This window comes from Streptomyces atratus, assembly GCF_014648655.1.
In the GTDB taxonomy this organism is placed as follows: Bacteria; Actinomycetota; Actinomycetes; order Streptomycetales; family Streptomycetaceae; genus Streptomyces; species Streptomyces atratus.
Genome location: NZ_BMRN01000007.1, coordinates 202856 through 214735 on the forward strand (window position 1 = coordinate 202856; position 11880 = coordinate 214735).

The following is an 11880-nucleotide window of genomic DNA, read 5'->3' on the forward strand; positions in this document are numbered from 1 at the left end:
GTGGTCAGCCCTCCGAAGGGGCGAGGCGCTTGAGCTCCGCCTCGGTCGAGTTGAGCAGGTCGATCCAGGACGCCTCGAACTTCTCGACGCCCTCGTCCTCTAGAAGCTGGACGACATCGTCGTAGGAGATCCCGAGCTTCGCGACGGCGTCGAGCTCGGCACGTGCCTGCTCGTAGGTGCCGGCGATGGTGTTGCCCGTGATCTGCCCGTGGTCCGCCGTGGCGTCCAGGGTGGCCTCGGGCATGGTGTTCACCGTGCCGGGGGCGACCAGGTCGTCGACGTAAAGGGTGTCCTTGTACGCGGGGTCCTTGACACCGGTCGAGGCCCACAGCGGACGCTGCTTGTTGGCCTGCGCCTTGTCCAGGGCGGCCCAGCGGTCCGACGAGAAGACCTCCTCGAACGCCTGGTAGGCGAGCCGGGCGTTGGCGAGAGCCGCCTTGCCCTTGAGCGCCTTGGCCTCCGGGGTGCCGACCGCGTCGAGCCGCTTGTCGATCTCGGAGTCCACCCGGGACACGAAGAACGAGGCCACCGAGTAGATCTTGGAGAGGTCCAGGCCCGCGGCCTTCGCCTTCTCCAGGCCCGCCAGGTAGGCGTCCATGACCTCGCGGTAGCGCTCCAGCGAGAAGATCAGCGTGACATTGACGCTGATGCCCTTGCCGATGACCTCGGTGATCGCCGGGAGACCGGCCTTCGTCGCCGGGATCTTGATGAGCGTGTTGGGCCGGTCCACCAGCCAGGCCAACTGCTTGGCCTCGGCGACCGTGGCATCGGTGTGGTGGGCCAGGCGCGGGTCGACCTCGATGGAGACCCGGCCGTCCTGGCCGTCCGTGGCGTCGAAGACAGGACGCAGGATGTCCGCGGCGTCCCGTACGTCGGCCGTCGTGATCATGCGGATGGCCTCGTCGACGGTGACCTTGCGGGTGGCCAGGTCGGTGAGCTGCTGCTCGTAACCGTCGCCGTGCGAGATCGCCTTCTGGAAGATCGACGGGTTGGTGGTGACGCCCACGATGTGCTGCTGGTCGATCAGCTCGGCAAGGTTGCCCGAGGTGATCCGCTTGCGCGACAGGTCATCGAGCCAGATCGCCACGCCCTCGTCGGAGAGGCGCTTGAGTGCGTCTGTCATGAGAATTGCATCTCCTACTAGTCGTATAAGGGCGTCAGCGTGCGGCGGCGGCGAGAGATTCCCGCGCGGCGGCGGCGACGTGCTCGCCCGTGAAGCCGAACTCGCGGAAGAGGACCTTGGCGTCGGCCGAGGCGCCGAAGTGCTCCAGCGAGACGATCCGGCCGGCGTCTCCGACGTACCGGTGCCAGGTCAGACCGATACCGGCCTCGACCGCGACCCGGGCCTTCACGGACGGCGGAAGAACATCGTCCTTGTAAGCCTGGTCCTGCTCCTCGAACCACTCGACCGACGGCATCGAGACCACACGGGTCGGGATACCGGCGGCCTGCAGCTCCTCGCGCGCCTCGACGGCGAGGTGCACCTCGGAGCCCGTACCGATCAGGAGGACCTGGGGCGGCGTGTTCTGCCCTTCGGGCCCTTCGGCCTCGAAGAGCACGTATCCGCCCTTGGCCGCGTCCTCGTTCGCCTCGTACGTCGGCACGCCCTGGCGGGTCAGCGCCAGACCGTGCGGGGCACCCTTGCCGAACACCTTCGTGTAGCGGCGCAGGATCTCGCGCCAGGCGATGGCGGTCTCGTTGGCGTCGGCCGGGCGGACGATGTTCAGCCCCGGGATGGCGCGCAGCGAGGCCAGGTGCTCCACCGGCTGGTGGGTCGGGCCGTCCTCGCCGAGACCGATCGAGTCGTGCGTCCACACGTACGTCACCGGCAGGTGCATCAGTGCGGACAGTCGCACGGCGTTGCGCATGTAGTCGGAGAAGACCAGGAAGGTGCCGCCGTAGATGCGGGTGTTGCCGTGCAGTGCGATGCCGTTCATGGCCGCGGCCATGGCGTGCTCGCGGATACCGAAGTGGATCGTGCGGCCGTACGGGTCCGCGCCGGGCAGCGGGTTGCCCGTCGGGAGGAACGACGACGTCTTGTCGATCGTGGTGTTGTTCGAGCCCGCGAGGTCGGCGGAGCCGCCCCAGAGCTCGGGGACGACCTCGCCGAGCTGCTGGAGCACCTTGCCGGAGGCGGCACGGGTGGCGACGCTCTTGCCCGGCTCGAAGACCGGAAGCTTGTCCTCCCAGCCCGTGGGCAGCTCGCCCGCGGAGATCCGGTCGAACTCGGCGGCGCGCTCCGGGCTGGCGGTGCGCCAGGCGGCGAACGCCTTCTCCCACTCGGCCTTGGCCTCGCGGCCGCGGTCCAGCGCCTCACGGGTGTGGGAGATGACCTCGTCGGAGACCTCGAAGGACTTCTCCGGGTCGAAGCCGAGGACCTTCTTCGTCGCGGCGACCTCTTCGTCACCCAGCGCGGATCCGTGCGAGGCCTCGGTGTTCTGGGCGTTCGGGGCGGGCCAGGCGATGATCGAGCGGGCCGCGATGAACGACGGGCGCCCGGTCTCGGCCTTGGCGGCCTGCAGCGCCTTGTACAGACCCGCCGGGTCCAGGTCACCGCTGGGCAGCTGGTCGACGCGCTGGACGTGCCAGCCGTACGCCTCGTACCGCTTCAGGGTGTCCTCGGAGACCGCGGTCTCCGTGTCGCCCTCGATGGAGATGTGGTTGTCGTCCCACAGCAGGACCAGGTTGCCGAGCTTCTGGTGCCCGGCCAGCGAGGACGCCTCCGCGGAGATGCCCTCCTGGAGGCAGCCGTCGCCGGCGATGACCCAGACCATGTGGTCGAACGGAGAGGTACCGGGGGCCGCCTCCGGGTCGAACAGGCCGCGCTCGTAGCGGGCGGCCATGGCCATGCCCACCGCGTTGGCGACGCCCTGGCCCAGCGGGCCCGTGGTCGTCTCGACGCCGGTGGTGTGGCCGTACTCCGGGTGACCGGGGGTCTTCGAGCCCCAGGTACGGAAAGCCTTGAGGTCATCGAGCTCCAGGCCGTAGCCGGCCAGGTAGAGCTGGATGTAGAGGGTCAGGCTGCTGTGACCCGCGGAGAGCACGAACCGGTCGCGACCGGTCCACTCCGCGTCGGCGGGGTCGTGCCGCATCACCTTCTGGAAGAGGGTGTACGCGGCGGGAGCCAGGCTCATCGCCGTGCCCGGGTGGCCGTTTCCGACCTTCTGTACGGCGTCGGCGGCAAGGACGCGGACAGTGTCCACGGCCCGCTGGTCCAATTCGGTCCACTGGAGGTCTGTGGTGGTCGGCTTGGTGCTCACCCTGAGTCAGGGCTCCTCTCCACTGTTGTAAACCGGTGACTGTGACCGCACCGGGCGTTGTCGAGCCTACCCCCGTCGGAACGAGCATTTTCCGGCTGCTTTCCAGGGTGCAGGCGGCCCGCGGAGTTCGCCTCCCGTATGAGCGCCACGGCTCACTTATGCGCTACTCCGATGAGCGCGCGCCCCCACTTCTGGGCCCTCCGATGAGCGCGTCCGGCTGCGTCCGGGCCCTCCGACGAGCGTGTCCCCCTACCTACGCGGCGCCCCGGTGGGCGAGGCCCCTCATATGCCACTCCGATGAGCGTGTCCCCTTACTTCTGCGCCACTTCAACACGACCCACCCCAGCGAAGGGCGGCCTGTCCCCAACGTCTACAGTGGTCTGGTTCGCGCAAGTCTTTACTGGGCCTTCACGCCCGGAGCTTGCTGGGATTTCTCTGTCAGGGGTGTGCGTGACGGCCGTCGAGTCCCGACCCGCAGGGGTCGCCTTGACTCCCAGCCCAGGGGGCCATCGCCCGTTCGGGGCCCGTGTCAAGGCATTCGTGGCGTTGACCAAGCCTCGGATCATCGAGTTGTTGCTGATCACCACTGTTCCGGTGATGTTCCTGGCCGCTCAGGGTGTACCCGATCTGTGGCTCGTCCTCACCACCACCATCGGGGGATATCTCTCCGCGGGCGGTGCCAATGCACTGAACATGTACATCGACCGCGACATCGACGCGTTGATGGACCGTACGTCGCAGCGTCCGCTGGTCACCGGCATGGTGAGCCCGCGCGAGTGCCTGGCCTTCGGGCTCGCCCTCGCGGTGATCTCCACGCTCTGGTTCGGACTGCTCGTCAACTGGCTGTCGGCCGCGCTCGCACTCGGTGCGCTGCTGTTCTACGTCGTCGTCTACACGATGCTGCTGAAGCGGCGCACCTCGCAGAACATCGTCTGGGGCGGCATCGCGGGCTGCATGCCGGTCCTCATCGGCTGGTCCGCCGTGACCAACTCGATGTCCTGGGCTGCGGTCATCCTCTTCGCCGTCATCTTCTTCTGGACGCCGCCGCACTACTGGCCGCTGTCGATGAAGGTCAAGGACGACTACGCCCGTGTCGGCGTACCGATGCTCCCGGTCATCGCGTCCAATCGCGTGGTGGCCCGCCAGATCGTCATCTACAGCTGGGTGATGGTGGCGGTGTCGCTGCTGCTGACCCCGCTCGGCTACACCGGCTGGTTCTACACGGCCGTGGCGCTGCTGACCGGCGGGTTCTGGCTCTGGGAGGCGCACGGCCTGCAGAACCGGGCGAAGGCCGGGGTGTCCGGCGCCAAGCTCAAGGAAATGCGACTGTTCCACTGGTCGATCACCTATGTGTCGCTGCTGTTCGTCGCCGTCGCGATCGACCCCTTCCTGAGGTAGTTCCGGCTTCATCGATTCCTGCCGACGGGCGGGGTACGTGGTCCATGCCACGTGCCCCGCCCGTCGCCAGTCGATCTACCCATCGGTAGCATCCTGAGCATGGCAGAGACGGCAGAGACCCAGGTGGAGAGCGGCAAGCAGGCGGCCCGCGCGGAGCGCAGGGCGGCGAAGCTCGCCAAGCAGATCGGCGCCTTCTCCAAGGCGCACGGCGGTGCTGAGGGGCAGCTCGCCTACATCGGGCAGATGGGCACTCGCATCGTTCTCGTGGGCGAGGACGGCGGCTGGGGCGATCTGGTCGCACCGTCGTACGCGATCGCCGAGAGCGCCACTCGGAAGGCCGGGATCACGATGCACGAGTCCTTCGACGGGGAGTTCGCCGCGAAGGTCCACACCGGCCCGTACGAGTGGACGCGGATGGCCGGCATTCAGCTGGGCGGCCCCTCCAACAAGGCCTGACCGAACGGACCCTCATACGTCGATCGCCGGACGGGCCTGTGAATGCAGGCCCGTCCGGCGATCGACGTATGAGGGCGGCCATCGGGCGCCCGGGGCTGTCCCGCGCTCAGCCCGCCGCAGCGGGCTCCGGCTGCTCGGCGGCAGGGCCGGGTACTGCGGCGACGGCCACCGGGCGCTCACGCAGCGACAGCAGCACCCGCACGACCGCGATCCACACCAGGCACGAGCCGAGCATGTGCAGGCCGACGAGGATCTCCGGGGTGTCCGTGAAGTACTGGACGTAACCGATCACGCCCTGCCCCAGCAGCACCAGGAAGAGATCACGGGCGCGGTGGAGCGGACCGACCGGCGCGTCCACGGCCTTCAGCACGAACCAGAGAGCGACGGTCAGCGCCACCACGGCCCAGGCCAGATCGGCGTGCAGCTGCGTGATCATCTTCCAGTCGATCGGAATGCGGTGGACGTCGCTGGAGTCACCCGCGTGCCGTCCGGCGCCCGTGACGACCGTGCCGACCGCGATCAGCAGCCCCGCCACGACCACGAGGAGCCAGGTCAGCTGGGACACCGCCTTGCCCACCAGTGGACGGGGCGCCGCGTCGCCCTCACGGACCCGCTGCCAGGTCACCATCGCGACGGTGAGCAGCGCCGTGGAGAGCAGGAAGTGTGCGGCTACGGTGTACGGGTTGAGGCCGACCAGCACCACGATGCCGCCGAGCACCGCGTTGCCCATGACCACCCAGAACTGCGCCCAGCCGAGCCGGGTGAGGCTGCGCCGCCAGGGCTTCGCGGACCGGGCGGCGATGATCGCCCACCCGACCGCCGCGCAAAGGACGTACGTCAGCATCCGGTTGCCGAACTCGATGGCGCCGTGGAAGCCCATCGCGCTCGTCGTCGTCAGGCTCTCGTCGGTGCACTTGGGCCAGGTCGGGCAGCCGAGGCCGGAGCCGGTCAGCCGTACCGCGCCGCCGGTCACGACGATGAGCACGGCCATGACGACGGCCGACATGGCCGCACGGCGGACCGTGCGGGGGGACGGAGTCCATCGCTCGGCGATGTAGAGGAGCGGGTTCCGCGCGGCTTGAGCGACTTCGGCTCGGGTCAGCTTGGGCACGCGCACCATCGTAGGCGGCGGCTTGTGCAAGCTTTCACGAGGGGGACGAGTTACCCCGAAACGTCGACGGAGCGCGTCCGCCGGCTCACTCCCAGCGGAAGAACTTCGCCGCCGCGCCCAGCCCGAGCACCGCCCACACCGCGAGGATGCCGAGGTCGCTCCACGGCATCGACGCGCCGTGCTGGAGCACATCCCGCAGTCCGTCCGACAGCGCCGCGATCGGCAGCAGCCCCAGCACCGACTGCACCGCGTCCGGGAACTTGTCCAGCGGCACGATCACTCCGCCGCCGACCAGCAGCAGCAGAAAGACCAGATTGGCCGCTGCGAGGGTCGCCTCCGCCTTCAGCGTCCCGGCCATCAGCAGCCCGAGCCCGGAGAAGGCCGCGGTGCCGAGCACGAGCAGCATCAGGACGGCGAAGGGGTTGCCGTGCGGCGACCAGCCGAACGCGAACGCGATCACCGTGAGCAGGACCACCTGCAGCACCTCGGTGACCAGTACCGCAAGCGTCTTGGCGGTCATCAGCGCCCAGCGGGGCAGCGGCGAGGCACCGAGCCGCTTGAGCACCCCGTACCGCCGCTCGAAACCGGTGGCGATGGCCTGGCCCGTGAAGGCCGTGGACATCACGGCGAGCGCGAGAATGCCCGGCGTCAGGAAGTCGACGGACCTGCCCGCCCCCGTGTCCACGATGTCGACTGCGCTGAACAGCACCAGCAGCAGCGTCGGGATGATCACGGTCAGCAGCAGCTGCTCGCCGTTGCGCAGCAGCATCCGCGTCTCCAGCGCGGTCTGCGCGGTGATCATGCGGGACAGCGGGGCGGCGCCCGCCTGCGGGGTGTACGTACCGGCGCTCATGCGCGCAGCTCCTTGCCGGTCAGTTCCAGGAAGACGTCCTCCAGGGTGTGACGCTCCACGGAGATGCCGGACGGCATCACTCCGTGCTGCGCGCACCAGGAGGTGACGGTGGCCAGCAGCTGCGGGTCGACGTCGCCGCTGATGCGGTACGTGCCGGAAGTGAGCTCGGCCGCTTCCGTGCCGTCGGGCAGTGCCTTCAGGAGGGAGCCGAGGTCGAGACCGGGGCGGCCGGTGAAGCGCAGGGTGTTCTCGGCGCCGCCGCGGCAGAGCGCCTCGGGGCTGCCCTGGGCGATGACCTTGCCCGCGTCGATGACGGCGACGTCGTCGGCGAGCTCCTCGGCCTCGTCCATGAAGTGCGTGGTGAGGACGACCGACACGCCGTCGGCCCGCAGCTCCCGTACGAGATCCCAGGTGGAGCGGCGGGCCTGCGGGTCCAGGCCGGCGGTCGGCTCGTCCAGGAAGACCAGTTCGGGGCGGCCGACGACGGCCATCGCCAGGGCGAGCCGCTGCTGCTGGCCGCCGGAGAGCCGGCGGTAGGTCGTACGGCCGCAGCTGCCGAGGCCGAGGCGTTCCATCAGAGCGTCGACATTCAGCGGATCGGCGTGGAGTTTCGCCATGTGGCGGAGCATCTCGTCGGCACGTGCGCCGGAGTAGACGCCGCCCGACTGGAGCATCACACCGACCCGGGGGCGGAGCTTCGCGGCCTCGGTGACCGGGTCGAGGCCGAGGACCCGTACCGTCCCGTCATCCGGACGGCGGTAGCCCTCGCAGGTTTCTATGGTGGTGGTCTTGCCGGCGCCGTTGGGACCGAGGACGGCGGTGACCGTGCCGGTGCGTACACACAGGTCGAGGCCGTCCACAGCGGTCTTGGGGCCGTACCGCTTCACCAGGTTCCTGACCTGTACGACGGACTCGCTCTTCATGGCCGGTAAGTCTAGGCAGGGGCGGGAAAGGCCCGTCTCCCGGGGCCGAATTAGGTAACCCTAAGTGATGAACGGCACCGCAGGTCGTTTCGGACCGTGGTTGTCAGGGCCCGATGAATTACGCAACAATGGCGTTGTGAAATACGGCGAGGCCAAGCGGGAATCACCGCAGGAGGAACTCGCGACCGGCGAGCGCTCGACGCGCAACCGGGTCGCGCGCTCCATCCTGGACCATGGCCCGTCCACCGTTGCCGAGCTGGCGAAGCGCCTGGGCCTCACCCAGGCCGCGGTCCGCCGCCATCTCGACGCACTCGTCTCCGACGGCGTCGTCGAAGCCCGCGAACAGCGGGTGTACGGGGCGCGGACCCGTGGCCGCCCGGCCAAGGCGTTCGCCCTCACCGACTGCGGGCGGGACGCCTTCGACCAGTCCTACGACAAGCTCGCCGCGGACGCGCTGCGCTGGATCGCCGAGACCTCGGGCGACGAAGCGGTCGTCGCTTTCGCCCGGGCCAGGATCGCGGCCCAGTCCGAGGCGTACCGCACGGCGATCGAGGCCGCGGATCCCGAGGCGCGCACCGAGGCGCTGGCCAAGGCCTTGTCCGCCGACGGGTACGCTGCTACGGCGCGTAGCGCGCCCGGCCCGCAGCGGGGCGAGCAGCTGTGCCAGCACCACTGCCCGGTCGCTCATGTCGCCGAGCAGTATCCGCAGCTGTGCGAGGCGGAGACGGAGTTCTTCTCCAGCCTCCTCGGGACGCATGTGCAGCGTCTGGCCACCATCGCCCACGGCGACGGTGTGTGTACGACGTACATTCCGCGCAGCGGCCACTCAGCACCACAGACCACCAATTCAGCATCTGCAAGCACGGCCGGGAGGAACCCCGCATGACGCTCCCTACGGAGACTGCCCACCCTGAGCTCGAGGGTCTGGGTACGTACGAATTCGGCTGGGCCGACTCCGACGCGGCAGGCGCCGCAGCCAAGCGCGGACTCTCCGAGGATGTCGTCCGCGACATCTCGGCGAAGAAGAACGAGCCCGAGTGGATGCTGAAGCTGCGCCTCAAGGGCCTCAGGCTGTTCGACAAGAAGCCCATGCCGAACTGGGGCTCCGACCTTTCGGGCATCGACTTCGACAACATCAAGTACTTCGTGCGGTCCACGGAGAAGCAGGCGGAGTCCTGGGAGGACCTGCCCGAGGACATCAAGAACACCTACGACAAGCTCGGCATCCCGGAGGCGGAGAAGCAGCGACTGGTCGCCGGTGTCGCCGCGCAGTACGAGTCCGAGGTCGTCTACCACCAGATCCGTGAGGACCTGGAGGAGCAGGGCGTCATCTTCCTCGATACCGACACCGCGCTGAAGGAGCACCCGGAGCTCTTCAAGGAGTACTTCGGCACCGTCATCCCGGTCGGCGACAACAAGTTCGCCTCGCTGAACTCGGCCGTGTGGTCCGGTGGCTCGTTCATCTACGTGCCCAAGGGTGTCCACGTCGACATCCCGCTGCAGGCCTACTTCCGTATCAACACGGAGAACATGGGCCAGTTCGAGCGGACGCTGATCATCGTCGACGAGGACGCCTACGTCCACTACGTCGAGGGCTGCACCGCGCCGATCTACTCCTCCGACTCGCTGCACTCCGCGGTCGTCGAAATCATCGTGAAGAAGGGCGGCCGCTGCCGCTACACGACGATCCAGAACTGGTCGAACAACGTCTACAACCTGGTCACCAAGCGCGCTGTGGCCTACGAGGGCGCGACCATGGAGTGGGTCGACGGCAACATCGGCTCCAAGGTCACCATGAAGTACCCGGCCGTCTACCTGATGGGCGAGCACGCCAAGGGCGAGACCCTGTCCATCGCCTTCGCGGGCGAAGGACAGCACCAGGACGCCGGCGCCAAGATGGTCCACATGGCGCCGAACACCTCCTCCAACATCGTCTCCAAGTCGGTGGCGCGAGGCGGCGGCCGTACCTCCTACCGCGGTCTGATCGAGATCGGCGAGGGCGCGCCGGGTGCGAAGTCCAACGTCCTCTGTGACGCGCTGCTGGTCGACACGATCTCGCGCTCCGACACCTACCCGTACGTCGACGTCCGCGAGGACGACGTGTCGATGGGGCACGAGGCGACCGTTTCCAAGGTCTCCGAGGACCAGCTCTTCTACCTGATGAGCCGCGGTCTGACGGAGTTCGAGGCGATGGCGATGATCGTGCGCGGCTTCGTCGAGCCGATCGCGAAGGAGCTGCCGATGGAGTACGCCCTCGAGCTCAACCGGCTGATCGAGCTGCAGATGGAGGGCTCGGTCGGCTAACAGGGCCCAGCACACCCTGACGACCGAATCCCCCGACTTTTGACAGAGAAAGCGAGCACTACGACAGCCATGGCTGAGGCTCAGAACATTCCGGCGGGGTCCACCACCACCGGGTCCATCGCGGTGGCCGCCGAGTCGACCGTCGCCACGCGCATGAGCGCGCCCCCGTCCTTCGACGTAGCGGACTTCCCGGTCCCGCACGGCCGTGAGGAGGAGTGGCGGTTCACGCCGCTGGAGCGGCTGCGCGGGCTGCATGACGGCACGGCCGTTGCCACCGGTGGCGGTGTGAAGGTCGCGATCGAGGCCCCCGAGGGTGTCACGGTCGAGACCGTCGGCCGCGACGACGCCCGGCTCGGGAAGGCCGGCACCCCGGTGGACCGCGTCGCCGCCCAGGCGTACACGTCCTTCGAGCAGGCGTCCGTCGTCACGGTCGCCAAGGAGGCCGTGCTCGCCGAGCCGATCCGCATCGCGGTGCACGGCGAGGGCGGCGTGGCCTACGGCCACCAGCTCGTCGAGCTGGGTGCCTTCGCCGAGGCCGTCGTCGTCATCGACCACACCGGTGACGCGGTGCTCGCCGCCAACGTGGACTACGTCCTCGGTGACGGCGCGAAGCTCACCGTCGTCTCCGTGCAGGACTGGGACGAGACCGCCGTCCACGTCGGCCAGCACAATGCGCTGGTCGGCCGGGACGCCTCGTTCAAGTCGATCGTGGTCACCTTCGGCGGTGACCTCGTCCGTCTCCACCCGCGCGTCAGCTACGCGGGCACCGGCGGCGAGGCCGAGCTCTTCGGCCTGTACTTCACCGACAAGGGCCAGCACCAGGAGCACCGCCTCCTGGTCAACCACAACACCCCGCACTGCAAGTCCAACGCCGCCTACAAGGGCGCGCTCCAGGGCGACGGCGCACACGCGGTGTGGATCGGTGACGTGCTCATCCAGGCCAGGGCCGAGGGCACCGACACCTACGAGATGAACCGCAACCTCGTCCTCACGGACGGCGCGCGGGTCGACTCGGTGCCGAACCTGGAGATCGAGACCGGCGAGATCGTCGGCGCCGGTCACGCCTCCGCGACCGGCCGCTTCGACGACGAGCAGCTCTTCTACCTGATGTCCCGCGGCATCCCGGCCGAGGAGGCCCGTCGGCTCGTCGTGCGCGGCTTCTTCGCCGAGCTCGTCCAGCAGATCGGTCTGCCGGACGTCGAGGCGCGGCTGCTCGACAAGATCGAGACCGAGCTGAAGGCTTCCGTCTGATGGCCTTCGTCAAAGCCTGTGCGCTGAGTGAGCTGGAGGACGACACCCCGAAGCGGGTGGAGCTCGACGGCATCCCGGTGTCCGTCGTCCGTACCGAGGGCGAGGTGTTCGCGATCAACGACATCTGCTCGCACGCGAACGTCTCACTGTCCGAGGGCGAGGTCGAGGACTGCATGATCGAGTGCTGGCTGCACGGCTCCAGCTTCGACCTCCGTACCGGCAAGCCGTCCGGCCTTCCCGCGACGCGCCCCGTCCCCGTATACCCCGTCAAGATCGAAGGGGACGATGTGCTCGTCTCCGTCACCCAGGAGTCCTGAGTCACCC

Annotated in this window: 11 protein-coding genes; 6 read left to right on the forward strand and 5 right to left on the reverse strand. The window is 68.6% G+C overall.

Annotated features, from left to right (window positions below; genetic code table 11):
* Positions 1–4: 4 nt before the first annotated feature.
* Both tal and tkt read right to left on the reverse strand, forming a co-directional pair.
* The gene (gene tal / locus IEZ15_RS14805; protein ID WP_189277150.1) at positions 5–1123 is read right to left on the reverse strand and encodes a transaldolase; all 1119 of its coding nucleotides are present in this window, start codon (positions 1121–1123) and stop codon (positions 5–7) included.
* Positions 1124–1157: 34 nt separating this feature from the next.
* Entirely contained in the window at positions 1158–3260 is a 2103-nt protein-coding gene (tkt, locus tag IEZ15_RS14810; protein WP_189277152.1) for a transketolase, read from the reverse strand.
* Positions 3261–3704: 444 nt separating this feature from the next.
* Between tkt and IEZ15_RS14815 the strand changes: the two genes are divergently transcribed.
* Together IEZ15_RS14815 and IEZ15_RS14820 are read left to right on the forward strand one after the other, a co-directional pair.
* Complete coding sequence (locus IEZ15_RS14815; protein ID WP_189277154.1) at positions 3705–4658, forward strand: heme o synthase; 954 nt, start codon at positions 3705–3707, stop codon at positions 4656–4658.
* 99 nt (positions 4659–4757) lie between these two features.
* On the forward strand, positions 4758–5114 hold the full coding sequence (locus IEZ15_RS14820) for a hypothetical protein (protein WP_189277156.1): 357 nt from the start codon (positions 4758–4760) through the stop codon (positions 5112–5114).
* 106 nt (positions 5115–5220) lie between these two features.
* On the opposite strand, the gene IEZ15_RS14825 is transcribed toward IEZ15_RS14820, so the two are convergent.
* From IEZ15_RS14825 to IEZ15_RS14835, 3 genes are all read right to left on the reverse strand, one after another.
* Positions 5221–6234, reverse strand: coding sequence for a COX15/CtaA family protein (locus IEZ15_RS14825; RefSeq protein ID WP_189277158.1), 1014 nt, complete (start codon positions 6232–6234; stop codon positions 5221–5223).
* A 76-nt stretch (positions 6235–6310) separates the two neighbouring features.
* Positions 6311–7078, reverse strand: coding sequence for an ABC transporter permease (locus IEZ15_RS14830; RefSeq protein ID WP_189277160.1), 768 nt, complete (start codon positions 7076–7078; stop codon positions 6311–6313).
* Positions 7075–8001: an ABC transporter ATP-binding protein gene (locus tag IEZ15_RS14835; RefSeq protein WP_114243917.1), complete on the reverse strand. Its 927-nt coding sequence runs from the start codon at positions 7999–8001 to the stop codon at positions 7075–7077. The genes IEZ15_RS14830 and IEZ15_RS14835 overlap by 4 nt, the downstream gene beginning before the upstream one ends.
* Before the next feature lie 100 nt (positions 8002–8101).
* On the opposite strand from IEZ15_RS14835, the gene IEZ15_RS14840 reads away from it, so the two are divergent.
* The 4 genes from IEZ15_RS14840 (at position 8102) to IEZ15_RS14855 (ending at position 11873) form a co-directional block, all read left to right on the forward strand.
* Entirely contained in the window at positions 8102–8887 is a 786-nt protein-coding gene (locus tag IEZ15_RS14840; RefSeq protein WP_229845898.1) for a helix-turn-helix transcriptional regulator, read from the forward strand.
* On the forward strand, positions 8884–10305 hold the full coding sequence (gene sufB, locus IEZ15_RS14845) for a Fe-S cluster assembly protein SufB (protein WP_114243915.1): 1422 nt from the start codon (positions 8884–8886) through the stop codon (positions 10303–10305). Before IEZ15_RS14840 ends, sufB begins: the two co-directional genes overlap by 4 nt.
* Positions 10306–10374: 69 nt before the next feature.
* Positions 10375–11556, forward strand: coding sequence for a Fe-S cluster assembly protein SufD (gene sufD / locus IEZ15_RS14850; protein WP_189277162.1), 1182 nt, complete (start codon positions 10375–10377; stop codon positions 11554–11556).
* Positions 11556–11873, forward strand: coding sequence for a bifunctional 3-phenylpropionate/cinnamic acid dioxygenase ferredoxin subunit (locus IEZ15_RS14855; protein ID WP_093899509.1), 318 nt, complete (start codon positions 11556–11558; stop codon positions 11871–11873). Before sufD ends, IEZ15_RS14855 begins: the two co-directional genes overlap by 1 nt.
* Positions 11874–11880 lie beyond the last annotated feature (7 nt).